Origin of the sequence: Aurantiacibacter luteus (assembly GCF_001010945.1) — a bacterium.
GTDB classification, from domain to species: Bacteria; Pseudomonadota; Alphaproteobacteria; order Sphingomonadales; family Sphingomonadaceae; genus Alteraurantiacibacter; species Alteraurantiacibacter luteus.
On the sequence record NZ_LBHB01000001.1, the window covers coordinates 205,838 to 223,474 of the forward strand.

Sequence of the window (17,637 nt, forward strand, 5' to 3'; positions counted from 1 at the left end):
ATCGCCGGCCAGGATAGCGATCGACAATGCCGGGATTCGCGTCAGAGCGCCAGAAGGCCGGGCGCGAGGAGCAGCGCGACCTTGGCATCGATGGCCCCGCCGCCCGCGCGGAAATCGGCCACGGCCTGCGCGAGACCTGCCAAGGGGACGCGGTGGACGACGATGTCCTCGCCCTCAACCCCGCCGCCTTCGCCAACCCGCCTGAGGCCGCTCGCCCTGAGCAGGGTGAAGCTCTCGTCGGTCATGCCGGGGGAGGAATAGAATTCGCCGACTTCCTGCCACCGGTCAGCGGCATAGCCGGTTTCCTCTTCGAGCTCGCGTTTGGCGGCGGATAGCGGATCGTCGTTCTCGCCGCCGTCGTCGTCGCCGATCAGGCCCGCCGGAAGCTCGAGGCAGCGCTTGCCGAGCGGGACGCGGAATTGCTCGACCAGCAGGACATGGCCTTCGTCCACCGCGAGGATAACGGCGGCGCTGATCCCGCGCGCGCGGCTGGCGTATTCCCATCGTCCGCGGCGCTTGGCGGCGATGAAGCGGCCTTGCCAGCAGGTCTCCTCTGGCGGCGTTTCTGGAGAGATGTCCATGCGCGGGAGGGCTAACCGAGGCTCAGACCTCTATCAAGCGGTCGGGCAGCTCGTTCTCGTCGTCCGCGCCGCGCGGGAAATGCTGGCCCAGCACCTTGCCCACGTCGCGCACGCCAGCTGCGATGCCCTCGGCCACGCGCCCGCGCTTCACCTCGGCGAGCATGTCCGCCATCGCCTCTCCCCAGACCTCGGCGGGAACGAGATCGGTGATCGAATCGTCGGCAACGATCTCGGCCCGGTGCTCGCGCATCGAGAGGTAGATGAGCACGCCGGTCTTGCCCTTGGTGCGCCCCTCCGCGCCGACCTTGAAATGGCGCACGGCGCGCTCGAACACGCGCTGGCGCTTGACCGGGCCGGGGACGAACAGGAACTTGAGCGCGTCCCAGCTAAGCAGCGCCCACACGGCGGCAAATTTGACGAGGCCCAGCCCCACCGCCCAGGCAAGCACCTCGCCAAAGGACCATTCGTGCACCCACCCGCCGCGCAGCAGGTCGAGCTTGGTGAGGAAGAATTCGGGGAAGGCAGCGAACACGCTCATGGCGGTGAACGCGGCTGCGGCGGCCCAGACGAGGACGACATCGGTATAGCCGTCGGAACGATCGGCGATGACGGGCACGATCTCTCCGCTGGTGCCGAGCTCCGCCTGCTGCACCGCGTTCGAGACGACCTCGTGATCCGCTTGGCTCAGGTATCCCATCACCAGCCTCCCGACGCGCCGCCGCCGCCGGACATGCCGCCGCCGAAGCCGCCGAAGCCGCCGAAGCCGCCCCCTCCGCCGCCGCCGCCGAAGCCGCCACCGCCGCCGCCCCAGCCGCCACCGCCGCCGTTATCGTCGAACCCGCGAGCGATGGCCTTGCCCGCTTCCCACAGGATGATGTCGCCAACCGCGCTGCCCGCGCCATAGCGCCTGCGCCGCCCGCGTCCGCCGCGCAGCATGGGGAGGATGAAGAAGACAAACAGGAAGCCGAGCCAGATCAGCGTGCCGATGGGAAATCCGCCGTCGCTCTGGCGGTCCTGCTCGGCAGCGGTCTGCGCCGCCTCCTCGATGGCGATGGCATCTTCCGGACTGTTGGCGAGGTGGGCGATGATGGCATCGACGCCCTGGGTCACGCCGCCATCGAAGTCGCCCGCCTTGAAACGCGGAGTGATGACGTCATTGATGACGCGGCCCGCCATGATGCCGCCGAAATAACCGTGGAGCCCGTAGCCGACCTCGATTCGCACCTTTCGTTCGTTCGGTGCCACGAGCAACAGCAGGCCGGTGTCGCGCTGCGCTCCACCGATCCCCCAGTCGGCATAGAGCGCGGTGGCGTAGGGCTCGATCTCGCTGCCTTCCAGTGAGGGCACCGTGGCGACGATGATCGCGCGGCCTGTCTCGCGGTTGTAGTCACGAAGCCGCGCGTCGAGGGTTGCCTCGGTGGCGGGCGAGAGGATGTTCGCCCCGTCGTAGACCGGCCCTTCCGGCACGGGCGGCAGGTCGTACCGCTGCGCCGCCGTCGATTGCGCCGTGGCGACCTGCGCCAGCGCCAGCAGCACGAGCGCGCCGAGGAAGGCGAACAGCTTGCGCACGGTCAGGGCCAAGACCCGCCCGGCGACGATCAATTGGCCGCCGCGGCGCGGTCCTGCATGGCGTTGTCGTTGGTGGCCGCGGGGGCCGCGGTGCTGGCGGCCTGGCCGTTGTTGATCTGGTTGAACTCCACGTTCGGGTTATCGCGCGCGCCCTCGGCCGCCTCGAAGTATTCCATCGGCTCGGACCCGTGGATCACGTTGGCACCGATGCTGGAGGGGAAGGTGCGGATCTCGGTGTTATAGTCGCGCGCGGCCTCGTTGTAGCGGCCGACCTCGGTGTTGATCATGTTGTTCGATTGCTCAATCTCCACCATCAGGTCGGCGAAGCGGGCGTTGCTCTGGAGCTGCGGATAGGCCTCGACGATGGTGCGAAGCTGGCCAAGCGCCTGAGTGAGCTGGTTCTGCGCCTCGTTGAAGCGCTGGAATTCCTCGGGGTTCGACAGGTCGTCCGTGGTGATGTTGATCGAGGTGGCGCGCGAGCGGGCCTCGATCACGCCGGTCAGAATGTTCTGCTCGGACACGGCGGCGGCCTGCACGGTGGAGACGAGGTTGGGAATCACGTCGGCGCGGCGCTGCAAGGCGGCTTCCACGTTGCCCCACTGGGCCTTGGCCGCCTCTTCCTTGGTGGGCACCGAATTGATGCCGCAGGCGGCCAGCGCGAGGCTGCCGATGGCGAGGGTGGCGAGCTGGGCGATACGCTTGAACATGCGACTGGTCCTCCTGATCCCCGCGGGGTGTGTTGTCGATATAGCACGGCTGCGCGCTCTTACAAGCCGATGCAGGGGCCTTGCCAAGGCCCATCGGGCTGCCGCAAGACGGGTACGGATCGCGAAACGGGAAGAGACAGGGACTATGTTCACGGAGTTCAAGAAATTCGTCGCGCGCGGCAATGTGATCGACCTCGCGGCAGGCGTGGTGATAGGCGCGGCCTTCAGCGGGATCGTCACCCAGCTTACCGAGGCGGTCATCATGCCGATCATCGGCGCGATTTTCGGCGACATCGATTTTTCGAACTGGTTCATCCGCCTCGGCAGCGTGCCCGAGGGTTACGAAGGCTCGCTCACTAACTACGAGCAGCTGAAGGAGGCGGGCGTTGCCATGATCGGCTACGGCGCATTGCTGACGGCCATCATCAATTTTCTTATCGTCGCCTTTGCGCTGTTCCTGCTCGTGCGCAGCGTCAACAAGGTGACCGAGGAGATGCAGCGCAAGGCGGCGGAGACCGAGGACAGCTCGACCAGCGACGACGTACCGACCAATCCGGAACTCGACGTATTGAAAAAAATTCTTGCCGAACTGCGCCGGGATGCAGCGCCTACCAGGGCACCCGACTACGCTCCGCAGAACGGCCCGATGGGCTGAGCCACTTCACATTCATCCGCGGCGCGCTATATCGGTCCTGCCGGTTTCGGCCGGCTATGGCGATAAAGTGCGCCGTGAAATAGGTACAATGGACCCGGGGGCAGTACCCGGCGGCTCCACCAAAACCGCAGTGACCTGCGCGTTCTGACGGGGCCGAACCAGGATCGACATGTGCTGAAAGACGGTGTTTTTGCTCGGGCTGAGTACCCCGTAAAACTGTTCAAAACACACAAGTGCCAACGATAACGAAGCACTCGCTCTTGCTGCGTAATCTGACGTCCTAACGGACTGATCTTACAAGGCTTAAGCGCGGTTGGACCGACCGGGCAACAGAACGGATTCCGGGGCTCCGGGGGTAGCTAGCAACAGAAACCCCCACCTTCTCCTTAGCTGTGTCTCTTTGCGAAGCGGACTAGCGCCACGATCATGCAAACGAAAAGCACCCATCCGGCCCGGCCGGGCCACGGGCTGCCCGTCGCGTTTCCGAGCATTTGTCCCGCAAAGACGACGATCAATGCCATGGCGACAAAGCCGAGCATCACTATGCAACCGTCGCGGTTGGCCGGCATGTAATTGCCGGGCATGTTTTCGTCGAACAGCTTTTGCGGCCTGCGCGCCACTTATCAGGCTCTTTGTTCCGCCTCGCGCTCCTTTGCCTCGTACTTGAGGCAGTCGAGGATCTTGGCTCCCGCCAGGAACACGGCGCCGGTGCAGGCGAGGAACAGCAGCTTGCCGCCGACGCCGGGATACTGCTCGATGTAATGCACGCCTCTGGCACAGGCGCCCAGCGCCAGCGCGTAGATGATCATGTAGGCTTCCCACCGCGTCTTGATGACGAACAGCCTGCCGATCTTGCGAAACATCGTTGCCCTTTCTTAACGCACCATAGAGCAAATGCCGTGCCAATGGCGCGGTTCCGTGGCTTTCGTGGTTAACGCCCAGGCCAGGTGTAAGGCAAGCCGACACCGCGTGGCGCGGTCAGGCAAGCTGCGACAAGTCCAGCGTTTCCAGCAGCATGGCGCGCGCATGGCGGATGCGGTCCGCCAGCACCGGATCGCCGATCTGCGCCGTGTCGATGCTTTCCGGCCAGTGCGCGGAAATCACGCCCTCGATCCGCCGGACCTTTTCTTTGTCGAGCAGGAAGCGCGGGTCGACCCTCGCCGGGTCCGCCACCACGCGCAGGCGTAGGCACGCCGGACCGCCGCCGTTGGCCATCGACTGGCGCACGTCGACCACCTCGACGTGGCGGATCGGGCCGTTGCCCGCGAGCATGGATTGCAGCCAGCCCCAGACCGCGCCGTTCTCGCGGCATTCCTCGGGCACAACCAGCGTCATCTCGCCCGATGGCGGGGTGAGGAGCTGGGCGTTGAAGAGGTAGGAGGAGATCGCATCGGCGAGGCTGACCGCGCTCGAGGGCACCTCCACCACCTGCGCGCCCGGACAGAGGTCGCGGATGGCGGCATAGGTGCCCGCCGGATCGGCAAAGGCCTGCTCGTGGCAGAACAAGACCTGTTCGTTGGCGACGGCGACCACGTCGTTGTGAAAGGCGCCCGCGGCGATGGCTTCGGCCGATTGCTCGACGAACAGGCAGCGCGCGGGATCGAGCCCGTGGCGGCGCGCGACAATGCGGCTCGCCTGCTCGTGCTGGCGCGCGGGGAAGCGGCCGCCGGGTCTGCCGTAGACGAAGACCTCGAGCCCCGCCTCACCGTGCGCGGGTGCCAGGCGCATGTGATTGGCCGCGCCCTCGTCGCCGAAGGTCGGCGGGACGGGCTCGTGGACCGCGAACGCCTGCTCGTCGGCAAAGGCGAGGCGCAGCTGCGCCAGCGTGTCGGGCCATTCGTGGCTGCGGTGCGGCATGGTCACGAGATTGGCGACGGTCAGGTGGCAGCGCCCGTCGGCGGTATCGGGCGCGGGGCTGACGGTCGCGGCATTGGCGGTCCACATGCTCGAGGCCGACCAGGCGCCCGCAATCAGCGCGGGATCGTTGGCTTCATCCGCCGCCAGCGCATCCAGCCAGCCGGTGTCGGGGCGGGGGAGCGGCACGAAGAAACCCTGCGCCAGCCCCGCGTCCATGTTGCGCCGCATCTTGGCGAGGCCCTGCAGCGCCGCTGCGCGCGGGTAGGCAGTCGCGCCCGCGTTCTTCGTCGCCGCGAGATTGCCGAGGCTGAGGCCGGCGTAGTTGTGGCTCGGCCCGACGATGCCGTCGAAGTTGATTTCCTGGAGCGCCATTGTCTCTTTTCCGCTCATCCTGAGCTTGTCGAAGGATCGCTTTTTTTCGTGTTGACCGCAGGTTGAAGGAAGGAAGGCCCTTCGACAAGCTCAGGGTGAGTGGAGTGGGCAGCTAACGGCCGACGCTCCACACCGTATCGCCGGGCGAAACCCGCAGCACGTCTGCCGCACGCGCGTCGATCGCCACACCCTCGCCGCGCAATTCGCGCTTGCCATAGCAGCAGCGGAAGTCGGCCATCGAGCCCGTTGCCAGCAGCGCCTTTTCACCCTTTTCCAGCGCTATGCTCTCGAGTTCGCCGGAATGTGCATCCGCGATACTCTTCACCCGGTCCGTCTCGGCGAGCATGGTCGGCCCGCCGTCGAAGATGTCGACGTAGTTCTGGAAGCTGAAGCCCTCGTTCTCCAGCATCCGCATGGCTGCGCGGCCGCTGGGGTGGGGCAGGCCGATGACCTTCTTCGCCGCCTCGTCCAGCATGGCGATGTAGACCGGGTGCTTGGGCATCAGGTCGGCGATGAACTGGTTGCCGTGGACGGCGTTGAACTCGTCCGCTTCTTGGAAACTCATGCCGAAGAACTTGCCGCCGATGGCGTCCCAGAAGGGCGAGCCGCCCCGCTCGTCAATGATGCCGCGAAGTTCCGCCAGGATGCGGTCGCCGAAGCGCCGGCGGTGGGCGGCGATGAACAGATAGCGGCTGCGCGCCAGCAGCAGGCCGAGCCCGCCCGCCCGCTCGCCGGGGTGGAGGAACAGGCCGCCGACCTCGCTGCAACCGCCAAGGTCGTTGGTGAGGCTCAGCATCTCGGCAGTGACGATGCGGTCGAGCTCCTGCGAGTGCTGGGTCAGCGTGGTGATGCGATAGGAATAGAAGGGAAAGTTCTGCCCCACGGCGGTGAACACCTGGCAGGTGCCGCGCACCTGTCCGGTCTCGACGTTCTCCAGCACCAGCACGAAGGTTTCCGGTACGATCTCGTCGCCCGCGCGGGCATAGGCCGCGTCGGAGCGTTCAAGCTTGCGGCTGAGCGAATTGCGGTCGGGCGGCAGGTTGGTGAAGCCGCCGCCCGTCAGCTTGGCCATCTCGTAGAGCGGCTGCAGGTCGTCCAGCGTGGCGGCGCGCATCACGTGGGTGGGTCCGGGCGTCACAAGGCATCTCCCGTGGCGAGGCGGTGGAGGACAACGGCGGAGAGCCGCGCGCGTTCGGCGAGCGAGGGCACGATCATGTACTCGTCCGGCGAATGGATCGCCCCGCCGCGCACGCCCATGGTGTCGACCACGGGGACGTGATTGGCGGCGATGTTGTTGCCGTCGCACACGCCGCCGCTCGGTTGCCAGCCGATGGTCTGGCCGAGCGCAGCGCCGCTATCGCGCACGAGATCGAACAGCTTTTGCGCGGCTGCATCGACGGGCTTGGGCGGCCGGGTAATGCCGCCGTGGGCATGGATGGAAACCTCGTGCAGCGTCTCGACTTCGGCCAGCATGGCCTTGAGGTCGCGCGCAAAGGCCTCCGCCGCCTCGGTCGTCTTCGGGCGGATGTTGAAGCGCAGCACGGCATGGTCGGGCACCACGTTGTTGGCCGCGCCACCGTCGATCCTGGCCGGGTTGATGGGCAGGTCGGCATGGCTCATCGCCTTCAGCCGCAGCACGCAGTCGGCGGCGGCGACCACGGCATTGCGCCCGTCCTGAGGATTGCGCCCGGCGTGGGCGGAGCGACCGGCAAAGGTCAGCGAATAGTTGCCGCTGCCGCCGCGCGCATGGGCCAGCGTGCCGTCGGGCAGCGCGCTGGGCTCGTAGGTGAGCGCGGCGAACTTGCCGCGCGCCAGCTCGTCGATCAGCGCGGCGGAGGAGAGCGAGCCTGTCTCCTCGTCGGCATTGATCATCACGTCGTAGCCGATCCGCGCGGCCTGGGGCGTGGTCTCCAGCGCCGTCAGCGCGCCGAGAATGACCGCGAGCCCGCCCTTCATGTCGGCGGTTCCGGGGCCGTTTACCGTGTCGTCGTCCAGCCAGGTGAGCGACTGGAACGGGTGATCGGCGGGAAAGACCGTGTCCATGTGCCCGGTCAGCAGGAAGCGCCGTTCGGCCTCAGGGCGCACGCTGAGGACGAGATGCTGTCCGTGCGGCAACTCGACCTCGCGCCCGTCGGCGGCGACGGCGGTGACCGGGGCGGGATCGCGCAGCGTCACCTCCCCCGGCAGCGCGGCAAAGGCATCCGCCAGCGCCGCGGCGACCTTTGCCAGCCCGTCGAGATTGCGGGTGCCCGAATTGATCGCCGCCCAGTCCAGCGTGTGCGCCAGCATGGGCGCGGGCTCCACGCGCTCGGCCAGCGCCTGTTCCTGCGGGTTCAGTTGTTTCATCTGCAACCGGCCTTACCCGGCGCGTCCGGCGTGTCAAATGGTGCGCTGCCTGCGCGGCTATGATTAACCGGTGCATAAGACATTGCGCCTATTCCGACTGCAAACACCGTCGCAGACAGGAATGGGCCAATGCTGGCCGGCAACGAGAAATCGCGGGTCGATACGCGCCATACCGCCATGCTCCAGGGTCGCATGCGCGATGCATCGGGCACGCGGCCCGTGCGCGTTTACGATCTCTCCTCCAAGGGTATGCTGGTCGTCAGCGAGCGCCCGCCCGAACGCGGCGCCATCGTCGATATCCTGATCAACGGTCACCACGTCGCCGGGCAGGTGCGCTGGGTAAGCGGGCGACGCTTCGGCCTGCGCACGCGCGAGCACGTGGACGTGGCCGCGCTGGTTTCGGGTCGGCGCGCGAGCAAGCACATCGCGGGCAAGAAGATCGAGCCGGTGAACGATCCCGATGCGTGGTCGCCGCAAAAGCTGCTGATTGCCTACGGCGTGCTGGGCGTGACCGCACTGGCGACCGCCTACCTGCTGGTGACCTGGCTCATCCTCTGATCGAGTGCGCGCGCGAGCGCGACGAATTCGTCGACCGTCAGCGTCTCGGCGCGCCGTGTCGAATCCATTCCCAGTTCGTCCAGCGCCGCGAGCGCGCCATCGACGCCCTTCAGGCTCTGGCGCAGCATCTTGCGCCGCTGGCCAAAAGCGGCCTCGGTGACCCGCTCGAGCGTTGCGATGCGCACGCCTTGAGGGGCCTCGGCAGGCGTGACGTGGACGATCGCGCTCATCACCTTGGGCGGCGGGGTAAAGGCACTGCGGTGGACCTTCATCGCCAGCTTCGCGCGGCTGCGCCACTGGGCGAGCACCGCCAGCCGACCGAATTCCGACGAACCCGGCGCGGCGACCACGCGGCGGGCGACCTCCTGCTGGAACATCAGAGTCAGGCTGGTCCAGGCCGGCGGCCAGTCGGGCACGGCGAGCCAGCGGGTGAAGAGCAGGGTGCCGATGTTGTAGGGGAGGTTGGCGACGACCGCGAAGGGCTCGCCCATCAGCTCGGCGTGGTCGATGGCGAGGGCATCGTTCTCTACGACACGCAGCTTGCCGGGAAAGGCCTCCTGCAAGTCGGCAAGCGCGGGGATGCAGCGCGCGTCGCGCTCGATGGCGGTGACGCGAGCCTCGGCGCGCAGCAGGGCGCGGGTGAGGCCGCCGGGGCCGGGACCGATCTCGAGCACGGCGCGGTCCGCAAGGTCGCCGGGAATGGCGGCGATGCGATCGAGCAGCTGCTCGTCGAGCAGGAAGTTCTGTCCCAGCGCCTTGGACGCGGAGAGGCCATGGGCGGCGATGACTTCGCGCAAGGGGGGGAGTGACTTGCTCATTTCCGCCGTGCCCTTAACCCGCTCACCCTGAGCTTGTCGAAGGGTTGTCCTCAACTTCTCATCGCGGGGAGAAGAAAAGCAGCCCTTCGACAAGCTCAGGATGAACGGTAGTGAATACGCCGTGCCGCCATCTCCGCCGCCATACGCAGCGCGGCGATCGTCGCGTCCGGGCGCGCCAGCCCCTTGCCGGCGATGTCGAAGGCGGTGCCGTGGTCGGGGCTTGTGCGCACGATCGGCAGGCCGAGCGTGACGTTCACCCCCTCGTCGAAGTCGAGCGCCTTCAGCGGCACGAGCGCCTGGTCGTGGTACATGGCCACGGCCGCGTCGTAGGTTGCGCGCCTGTGCGGGGCGAACAGGGTGTCGGCCGGGTGTGGGCCGGTCGCGTCGATGCCTTCGGCGCGAAGTTGCGCCACGGCAGGCGCAATCGTCTCGATCTCCTCGCGTCCCATGCGCCCGTCCTCGCCCGCGTGGGGGTTGAGCCCGGCGATGGCTATGCGCGGAGAGGCGATGCCGAAATCGGTTTTCAGCGCATCCGCCACGATGCGCGTGCGGCGCACGATGAGCTCCTTCGTCAATCGCGAAGGGACGTTTGCCAATGCGCAGTGCACCGTCATCGGGACGGTGCGCAGGCTCGGCCCGGCGAGCATCATCACCGCGTCCTCGCGCGGGAGGCTGCAGGCATCGGCGAGAAACTCCGTCTGGCCGACGAAATCGGGGGCAAAAGCGGCGATGGCGGACTTGGCGACGGGGCCGGTGACCACGCCGCTGCATTCGCCGCGCTGCACCATGGCGACCGCCTCGCGCAGCGCCGCCAGCCCGATCTCGGCGCTGGCGCGAGAGGGTTCACCCGGACGCGCAGCGGACAGGTCGCCGACGATCCCGAAGGGCGGCAGGCCCAACTCGTCGCGCCGCGCATCGAGCACGGCGGCGATTTCCGCCCCGACCCCCGCCGCATCACCGATGGTCAGCGCGAGCGGAGCGGGGAGGCGTACGGCGTCAGTTATACTCGATCACCGCGTCGCGGCGCAGGTCGCGACGATAGCGCTGGGCGCGGCGGTTGATGCGGTCTTCCTCGAGCGAGGCCATGATGTCCTGCACGCTCGGCCCGCCGGTCTGTTCCGGATCGTCGCGGCCGCACAGCATCAGCACGCGGATGTCGCTCGGCAGCTCGCCGAAGGGCGGGGTGACCTGGCCTACGTTGAGCTGCAGCAGCAGGTTCTGGAAGGCCTCGGGAAGCTGGCGCACCTGGATGGCGTCGTTGTCCACGGTGCTCGCCCCGATGGCGGCGGCGGCGGCATCGGCATCGCCGCAGCCGCGCATGGCCTGAACGGTGGACATGAACTCGGCGGCACGTCGCTCGATTTCAGGGCCGGGCGTGCCGGGCGCGAATTCCAGCGAGATCTGCTTCAGGCTGAGCACCGCGTCGCGCGGATCGGCCATGCCTAGGGTACGCTGGTCGATCATGAGAAGGATCGAATAGCCGCCCGGAATTTCCAGCGGGCCGACGAGCTGGCCGGGCTGCATCTGCTGCACGGCAGCCTCCAGCGTGGGCTGCTGGAGCTGGGCAACCTGCAGCCAGCCAAGGTCGCCGCCCTGCACCGCGCTCGATGCCTGCGAGTACTGGCGGGCATAGGCGACGAAGCTGCCGCCGGCGCGCAATTGTTCGATGATCTGGTTGGCGTTGGCGCGCACCTGCTCGGCATTGGCCGGGGTGGCGGCGAGGAAGATCTCGCCGATGCGATACTCGGTCGTTCCGCGCGATGCCTGCAGGCGCTGGTAGAGCTCGTTCACTTCGCCCTCCGACACGTTGACGAAGGGCGCGACGTTGCGGCGCAGCAGGCGATCCCAGGCGAGCTCGCCCTTGATCTGCCGCTTGATCGACCCGGCGCTCGACCCGATCGAGGCGAGATAGGCATCCATCTCGGAAACGCTCATGCCGCGCGCCTCGGCGGCGTAGCGGGCGTAGGACTGGTTCACCTCCTCGTCGGTGACGGCCATTTCCTGCGCCTCGGCTTCCTGCACCTGCAAGGTCTCGTCGATGAGGTTGCGCAGCACCTGCAGCCGCAGGCGAGAAATTTCCTCCGGGCTGACCTGCACGTTCGCGTCCTGCGCCGCCAAGATCAGCGCCACGCGGTGATCGACGTCGGTGCCGGTGATGATGCTGCCGTTCACCCGCGCGGTGGCGCGGCGCACGTTCGGGTCGAGCGGCGCGAGGATGAACGACACGTCCTCGGGCAGGTTGAAGGAATCGCTGCCCGAAACCGTCTGGGCCTGCGCCGGTGCCACGGCCGCGGCGCCTAGCGCCAATGCGCCCAGCGCGGCCAGAGTGTGGGAAAGGGATGTCTTCGCCAGTGCAATCACGTCGGTCACAATCCTGTTGGGGGCGCATTGGAAGAAGGCGCCCGGTCTGCCCGGCCGGATGTCGCAATCCGGCTTAACCGTAGCTGAGCCGTGCGCCCTAGCCGAACTGCGCGGCGCTGCCAATCGCCCGCGAGGGCGGTGGCGCCTACAGCCCGATGTTCCTCAGCGCGAAGGTCAGGCGGAAGCTGTTGCCGTTCTGCGAATCCGCAAGGCTGATGTAGTCGCGCCGCCAGGTGAAGCCGAATTCCAGGCAATCGTCGGCATAGGCGATGCCGAGACGCGTGCGCAGGGGTTCGAAGCCGTCGGCGGCGAACGAGGGGTCCTCGTCGCGGTTGGTCAGGTTGACGACCGCGCTGCCGAACACCGACCAGTAGCGGGCGAAGGCCACCCGTCCCGCGGCGCGCAGCTCCTCGCGGTCCTGCAGGTCCTCGAATGCGAGGTCGATGTCGCGGTTGAGGCGCAGGTAGCCAAGCTCGAGATAAGTGCGGTCAGAGCCGACGGTCGCGTCGATCTCGTTGCGGCGCACGGCGAAGTTGTCCTTGTCCAGCCGGTAACGGTGGGTGAACTTGACGAAGTCGCGGTAGCGCACCTGCGTGCGGCCGACGAAATCGGAGAACTGTTCGTTCAGGCCGGTGCCGTCGGGGAACAGGGTGGGCTCGTCGCTGAGGCGATAGGACTGGCCGATGGTGGCCTCCAGCCGCCAGCCTGGCAGGGTGAACTGCCAGTCCGCCCCGTAAGTCACGCGCACGCCGTCCTCCACCCGGTCGTAGCCGGGGAAGCGGTTGAGCGCGAAAAGGTTGGAATCCTCGAGGTCGATCGCTCGCGAATCCTCATTCGGGATGGCCATGTTGCGGATCGGCGGCGAGGCGACGAGTTGCACGCGCGGGGTGAGCGTCTGCGTGCCGCCCGCAAAGGCGCCGACGAAGGGCCACTGCACGTCCACCGCCGCCGTCGCGATGCCGCGCGCCTGCCAGCCGGAAAGGCCGCGATAGCTGGGCGTGGGCGACAGCTCGTTCTGGTTCGAGTGGTAGACGTCGCCGCGCACCAGCGCGGTAAAGGTCACCTGCTGGCCCCAGTCGGTGATGCGCCTGAGATCCCACCGCGCGCGGGCAAAGGCGCGCTGGGTGTCCTGCCCCTCGCTGCGGGTGATGGCGAGCGTGTTGGCCTGCAGCTCCACCGTGCCGCCGAGCAGCGGGTCCTGCAACCGGTAGCGCGCGTCGATCAGCGGCGCGGCGAGCGGCACCTGCCCCTGCGGCGTATCGACCAGCAGCGCCTGCGTGGCCCAGCCGGCGATGGAGAGGTAGGAATTGGCGTCGATCCGCTCGGCCTGCACCACGGAACGGATGCGGTCCTCGCGGCTGATGTCGTAGCGGCGCAGGAAGGTGCGGTCGCTGGCGAGCCGCACCGATCCGTTGAAGCTCCAGTTCGGATCGAGCTGGAAGCGCCCGTTGGCGAACAGGTAGCCGCGGAAATCCCGCTCCCTGCCCGCACCGCCGTCGTTCAACGGGATACGCGAGCCGTAGGTGGCGTAGCCGGTCACCTGATAGGCGCCGTTCGAGGTCAGCTGCCGGTATTGGGCGGAGACCATCGGTGCGGCCTCCGTATAGATGTAGCCGGACAGCAGCAGGTCGCGGTTCTCGGCCAGGCGCAGGTAATAGCTGTCGGTGATCTCGATGCCGTTGGACGCGGTCAGGCCGATGTCGGGCACTAAAAGGCCGGAGGTGGCGCTGCCGTCGGCGCGGATGGTGAGGCCGGGAAGCGGCAGCAGGCGCGCGCCGAACAGTTCGAGATAGGCGCCGGAGAAGCGGATGCGTTCGGTCTGCGCGTCGTACCACACCCGCTCCGCGGTGATGCGCCAGCTCGGCGTCTTGTCGCAGCCTTCGGGGTCGACCACGGCGCAGCCCGAATAGGCTGCGCGTTCGAGCAGGATGTCGCCGTCGGCGGTGCGCTGGCCGTTGGCGGCGGCGAGGCGGCCCCCCTGGCGGAAGGCGAGGAGCAGGTTCTCCATCGCGCCCGCCTCGAGCTCGTCGGTCAGCGTCAGGCGGTCGGTGAAGAGCTGGTTGCCGTCGGCGTCCACCAGCCGCACGTCGCCGGTGGCGACGATTTCGCCGCTCTGCCGGTCCCAGGTGACCAGGTCGGCGCGCAGCGACTGGTCGCCCGAGCGCAGGATGACATCGCCGCCGGCGGTGACGGTATCGGTATCCTGATCGTAGCGCAGTTCGCTCGCCTCGAAACCGATCTGCCGTTCGCCCGCGGCGTTGCGTTCAGGGATGGGCGGGCCGGTATCGATGGCGGGCGGCAGGCCGGCATCCTGCTGCGGTTCTTCGTCTTCGTCGTCCTGCCGATCGGCCGCCAGTTCCTGCGCGGTATCGACGCCCGGCGCTTCGCCGCTCTGCGCAAAGGCCTGCGCCGGGGCCATCGCCCACAGCATGGCGAGCGCCGCGGCGCTCCACGGGTGGAAGGCATCCGGCAGGCGGGGCAGGGCGTAGCGCGGCGCGGAGTGCTGGCCGGGGAGCATGGCTTGCCTATTGCAGCACTCGTGCCTAATCGCAACGCCAGCTTTGGCCTCGCACGACAAGATGCGTGCCGGCCCCTCTCATTCCCGCTGGAGCAGCCATGAACGTTACCTTCGCCGCCGCCAACCATGATGCCTCGACCCCGCGCCTGCTGGCGCGCGTGGTGGAACAGGACAAGCTGCCCGCGGGCCTGCCGCGCGCCGTGAGCGAGGGCGCGGCCGCATCGCGCTTTTCCGGCAAGGCGGGGCAGGTGTTCGACGGGTTCCAGGAAGTTGACGGCACCGTGCAGCGGCTGGCGCTGGCGGGCGCGGGCAAGGGCGACGAGGCGCGCCTCCCCGCGCTGGAGAAGGCCGGCGGCGCGCTGACGGCAAAGTATCTTGTCAGCGGCGAGAAGGAACTGGCGCTCGATACTGCCGGTCTCTCCGCCGAGGAAGTCGCCGCAGTGCTGCTGGGGATGCGCCTGCGCGCATGGCGCTGGGACGAATACCGCACAAAGCTGCGCGACGAACAGAAGCCCACGCTCGCCACGGTCGTGGTGCTGAACGCACCCGACGGGGCCGAGGCCGCCTGGCAGGACGCGAGCGCGCTGGCAGCGGGCGTCGAGTTCACCCGCGAGCTGGTGGCCGAGCCGCCGAACGTGATCTACCCCGCCAGCTTCGCCGAGCGCGCCCGGGAGCGGTTCGAAGGCACCGGCGCCAAGGTCCGCGTGCTGGACGAGGCGGAGATGGACGCGCTGGGCATGGGCGCGCTGCTCGGCGTGGGGCAGGGTTCCGCGCGCGATTCGCGCCTGCTCGTCATCGAGTGGATGGGCGGGAACGAGGGCGAGGCGCCCGTGGCTTTCGTCGGCAAGGGCGTCACTTTCGATACCGGCGGCATCTCACTGAAGCCCGGCGCGGGCATGGATGAGATGAAGTGGGACATGGGCGGTGCGGGCGCCGTGGCGGGCGCGATGCTGGCATTGGCGAAGCGCAAGGCCAAGGCCAACGTCATCGGCGTCTGCGGCCTCGTCGAGAACATGCCCGACGGCAACGCCATCCGCCCCGGCGACGTGCTCACCAGCATGAGCGGGCAGACCATCGAGGTGCTCAACACCGACGCCGAGGGCCGCCTCGTGCTGTGCGACGCGCTGTGCTGGGTGCAGCGCGAGTACAAGCCGGCGCGGATCGTCGATCTCGCCACGCTGACCGGCGCCATGGTGATCGCGCTCGGCCAAGAGCACGCCGGCCTGTTCGCCAACGACGAGAGCCTCGCCGACGACCTGCTGGCGGCGGGCAAGGCGAGCGGCGACAAGCTTTGGCGCTTCCCGCTCGCGCCCGAATACGACAAGCTGATCGACAGCCCCATCGCCGACATGAAGAACGTGGGCCCCCGCTGGGCGGGCTCGATCACCGCGGCGCAGTTCCTCCAGCGCTTCATCGAAAACGATACGCCTTGGGCGCATTTGGACATCGCCGGCATGGCCTGGGCGGAAAAGCCCGGTGCCACCTTCGACAAGGGCGCGACCGGATACGGCGTGCGCCTGCTCGACACCTTCGTGCGCGAAACCGCCGAAGGCTGATCCGAAGGAGCCGCGGGCTGTGGCGAAGATGCGCAAGAAGTCGGACCTGCCGACCAAGATCTGCGCCAGCTGCGGCCTGCCCTTCACCTGGCGCAAGAAGTGGGAGCGCGACTGGGACAACGTGCGCTACTGCTCGGACCGCTGCCGCGGCGCCAAGGGCAAGGCCTAGCCCCTCTTGCGGGCATGGGCGGCGAGCGCTAGGGCGCGCGCCAATTCCATCCCCCACATCCTGCAAGGACAACAGCCATGGCGGTTACCCGCACCTTTTCGATCATCAAGCCCGATGCCACCCGCCGCAACCTGACCGGCGCGGTCACCAAGATGCTGGAGGACGCCGGCCTGCGCGTCGTCGCCTCCAAGCGTATCCAGATGACCCGCGAGCAGGCCGAGGGCTTTTACGCCGTGCACAAGGAACGCCCCTTCTTCGGCGAACTGTGCGACTTCATGACCAGCGGCCCGGTGGTCGTGCAGGTGCTCGAGGGCGAGGACGCGGTGAAGCGCAACCGCGACGTCATGGGCGCGACCAATCCCGCCGATGCCGCCGACGGCACCATCCGCAAGACCTTTGCCGAGGGCATCGAGGCGAACTCCGTCCACGGTTCGGACAGCGATGAGAATGCCGCGATCGAGATCGATTATTTCTTCGACGAGAACGAAATCGTCGGGTAAGCCGAACACACTGTAAACATTGATGAACGGTGTCGCCCGCGCGACGCTTTCGTGCTATGCGAGTCGCACGAAGGCGGCGGGCGGCACGGTCCTGCCCCTTCGTCCGACGCCGACAGCGTCACGAGGTCGCAAGGGGGCAGCGCAATGTTCCGATCGCATCGAGGCAGTCCGGTCAGCGAGGCGCTGGCTTTCGTGGCGGCATGCAACAGCCGCGATGCCCATGCGCTCGAGCGATTGCTGGCGCCCCAGTTCACCTTTACCGACAGCCGCGGCGGCGTGATCGAGGGCGTGCCCGCCATGCTGGAGGCGCTGCGCGCGGTACGCGCCGTCGCGCCGGACCTGCGCGTCGAGATAGAGCGGCACTCCTCGCGCGGTGACACGGCGCTGCTCTCCGGCCGTTCGCTGACCGAGAACGCGGACCTCGCCTGCGACACCCAGTGGCGGGCGGTGGTGAGGGATGGCAAGCTCGTCGAATGGCAGGCCTACGGCGCGCCGTCCGAGGGTTCGCTGGTAGGACTGCTCTCGGCTCTGGTGGACGCACGGTAGAAGCCCGGCAGAAGCAAGCCCGTTTCGCTTGCGTGCGATCCGTGCTAAACCTCGGATCGAGCCTGCGCGTCCGCTTGCAGGCGAAGAGAGTGTTTCCCATGCGGCAATGGTTTTCCCGTGCGCCGGTTCGCACCGTCCAGGCCTATGTGGCCGCGATGAACGCGCGCGACCTCGAAAGCATGGCGACGTTGATGGGCGAGAACATGGTGCTGGTGGACAGCGCGGGACAGGAGCTCGAAGGCCGGTTGACTGCCCAGGCCGTTTTTTCCAGGCTGTTTTCGGAGGCGAACACGTTCGAGCTTCGTATCGATCGCTATTCCTACAGTCGCGGCCAGGTGCTGATGTCGGGGCATCTCGAAAGCGATCACCCCGCTATCTCCAATTCGACGCACTTCCGTGCCCGTGCGGACGAGAAATTCGTTCACGAGTGGCAATCGTACGCTAGCCATCCGGTGCAATCGCTCGCGCGGATCATGCGCGATACCGGTCGTCCTCGACCGCCTAGCTAACCTTCAGGTTGTCTC

At 67.7% G+C, this 17,637-nt stretch carries 20 protein-coding genes and 1 other RNA gene; 8 read left to right on the plus strand and 13 right to left on the minus strand.

Annotated features, from left to right (window positions below; translation table 11 throughout):
* Positions 1–41: 41 nt before the first annotated feature.
* The 4 genes from AAW00_RS00970 to AAW00_RS00985 are packed head-to-tail and all read right to left on the minus strand — an operon-like array spanning position 42 to position 2,857.
* The gene (locus AAW00_RS00970) at positions 42–581 is read right to left on the minus strand and encodes an NUDIX hydrolase (RefSeq protein ID WP_047002495.1); all 540 of its coding nucleotides are present in this window, start codon (positions 579–581) and stop codon (positions 42–44) included.
* A gap of 22 nt (positions 582–603) precedes the next feature.
* Entirely contained in the window at positions 604–1,278 is a 675-nt protein-coding gene (locus AAW00_RS00975; protein WP_047002496.1) for a TPM domain-containing protein, read from the minus strand.
* A complete protein-coding gene (locus AAW00_RS00980; protein ID WP_241461598.1) occupies positions 1,278–2,162 on the minus strand; it encodes a TPM domain-containing protein in 885 nt (294 codons plus the stop codon). Before AAW00_RS00980 ends, AAW00_RS00975 begins: the two co-directional genes overlap by 1 nt.
* 17 nt (positions 2,163–2,179) lie before the next feature.
* Positions 2,180–2,857 carry a LemA family protein gene (locus AAW00_RS00985; RefSeq protein WP_047002497.1) on the minus strand — a complete coding sequence of 226 codons (678 nt, stop codon included), beginning with the start codon at positions 2,855–2,857 and terminating at the stop codon, positions 2,180–2,182.
* A 145-nt stretch (positions 2,858–3,002) separates the two neighbouring features.
* Between AAW00_RS00985 and mscL the strand changes: the two genes are divergently transcribed.
* The gene (mscL, locus tag AAW00_RS00990) at positions 3,003–3,512 is read left to right on the plus strand and encodes a large conductance mechanosensitive channel protein MscL (protein WP_047002498.1); all 510 of its coding nucleotides are present in this window, start codon (positions 3,003–3,005) and stop codon (positions 3,510–3,512) included.
* Position 3,513: 1 nt separating this feature from the next.
* Positions 3,514–3,856, plus strand: a transfer-messenger RNA (tmRNA) gene (ssrA, locus tag AAW00_RS14420).
* Positions 3,857–3,898: 42 nt separating this feature from the next.
* Here the strand turns inward: ssrA and AAW00_RS00995 are convergent.
* The 5 genes from AAW00_RS00995 to AAW00_RS01015 form a co-directional block, all read right to left on the minus strand.
* Positions 3,899–4,132, minus strand: a complete 234-nt coding sequence (locus AAW00_RS00995; RefSeq protein ID WP_047002499.1) for a hypothetical protein — start codon at positions 4,130–4,132, stop codon at positions 3,899–3,901.
* Between the two features lie 3 nt (positions 4,133–4,135).
* Positions 4,136–4,375, minus strand: a complete 240-nt coding sequence (locus AAW00_RS01000; protein ID WP_047002500.1) for a hypothetical protein — start codon at positions 4,373–4,375, stop codon at positions 4,136–4,138.
* Between the two features lie 115 nt (positions 4,376–4,490).
* A complete protein-coding gene (locus AAW00_RS01005) occupies positions 4,491–5,741 on the minus strand; it encodes an N-succinylarginine dihydrolase (RefSeq protein WP_047002501.1) in 1,251 nt (416 codons plus the stop codon).
* A 112-nt stretch (positions 5,742–5,853) separates the two neighbouring features.
* On the minus strand, positions 5,854–6,855 hold the full coding sequence (locus AAW00_RS01010; protein ID WP_047002502.1) for an arginine N-succinyltransferase: 1,002 nt from the start codon (positions 6,853–6,855) through the stop codon (positions 5,854–5,856).
* A gap of 20 nt (positions 6,856–6,875) precedes the next feature.
* On the minus strand, positions 6,876–8,087 hold the full coding sequence (locus AAW00_RS01015; protein ID WP_047002503.1) for a hydrolase: 1,212 nt from the start codon (positions 8,085–8,087) through the stop codon (positions 6,876–6,878).
* Between the two features lie 129 nt (positions 8,088–8,216).
* Here AAW00_RS01015 and AAW00_RS14150 point away from each other — a divergent pair, with 129 nt between their 5' ends.
* Positions 8,217–8,645 (plus strand): PilZ domain-containing protein, encoded by a 429-nt coding sequence (locus AAW00_RS14150; RefSeq protein ID WP_052761706.1) that lies wholly within the window; start codon positions 8,217–8,219, stop codon positions 8,643–8,645.
* Here the strand turns inward: AAW00_RS14150 and rsmA are convergent.
* From rsmA to AAW00_RS01040, 4 genes are all read right to left on the minus strand, one after another.
* Positions 8,615–9,463, minus strand: a complete 849-nt coding sequence (rsmA, locus tag AAW00_RS01025) for a 16S rRNA (adenine(1518)-N(6)/adenine(1519)-N(6))-dimethyltransferase RsmA (RefSeq protein ID WP_047002504.1) — start codon at positions 9,461–9,463, stop codon at positions 8,615–8,617. The two genes, AAW00_RS14150 and rsmA, sit on opposite strands and share 31 nt — an antisense overlap.
* 95 nt (positions 9,464–9,558) lie before the next feature.
* Positions 9,559–10,395, minus strand: a complete 837-nt coding sequence (gene pdxA / locus AAW00_RS01030) for a 4-hydroxythreonine-4-phosphate dehydrogenase PdxA (protein WP_241461651.1) — start codon at positions 10,393–10,395, stop codon at positions 9,559–9,561.
* 64 nt (positions 10,396–10,459) lie between these two features.
* Complete coding sequence (locus AAW00_RS01035) at positions 10,460–11,833, minus strand: peptidylprolyl isomerase (protein WP_047002506.1); 1,374 nt, start codon at positions 11,831–11,833, stop codon at positions 10,460–10,462.
* A gap of 136 nt (positions 11,834–11,969) precedes the next feature.
* Positions 11,970–14,342: an LPS-assembly protein LptD gene (locus tag AAW00_RS01040; RefSeq protein ID WP_052761707.1), complete on the minus strand. Its 2,373-nt coding sequence runs from the start codon at positions 14,340–14,342 to the stop codon at positions 11,970–11,972.
* A 98-nt stretch (positions 14,343–14,440) separates the two neighbouring features.
* Here AAW00_RS01040 and AAW00_RS01045 point away from each other — a divergent pair, with 98 nt between their 5' ends.
* The 5 genes from AAW00_RS01045 (at position 14,441) to AAW00_RS01060 (ending at position 17,622) form a co-directional block, all read left to right on the plus strand.
* Positions 14,441–15,898, plus strand: coding sequence for a leucyl aminopeptidase (locus AAW00_RS01045; protein WP_047002507.1), 1,458 nt, complete (start codon positions 14,441–14,443; stop codon positions 15,896–15,898).
* A 28-nt stretch (positions 15,899–15,926) separates the two neighbouring features.
* Entirely contained in the window at positions 15,927–16,067 is a 141-nt protein-coding gene (locus AAW00_RS14505; protein ID WP_206539321.1) for a DUF2256 domain-containing protein, read from the plus strand.
* Between the two features lie 77 nt (positions 16,068–16,144).
* Entirely contained in the window at positions 16,145–16,567 is a 423-nt protein-coding gene (ndk, locus tag AAW00_RS01050; RefSeq protein ID WP_047002508.1) for a nucleoside-diphosphate kinase, read from the plus strand.
* A gap of 144 nt (positions 16,568–16,711) precedes the next feature.
* Entirely contained in the window at positions 16,712–17,113 is a 402-nt protein-coding gene (locus tag AAW00_RS01055) for a nuclear transport factor 2 family protein (RefSeq protein WP_047002509.1), read from the plus strand.
* A gap of 98 nt (positions 17,114–17,211) precedes the next feature.
* On the plus strand, positions 17,212–17,622 hold the full coding sequence (locus AAW00_RS01060; RefSeq protein WP_047002510.1) for a nuclear transport factor 2 family protein: 411 nt from the start codon (positions 17,212–17,214) through the stop codon (positions 17,620–17,622).
* Positions 17,623–17,637 lie beyond the last annotated feature (15 nt).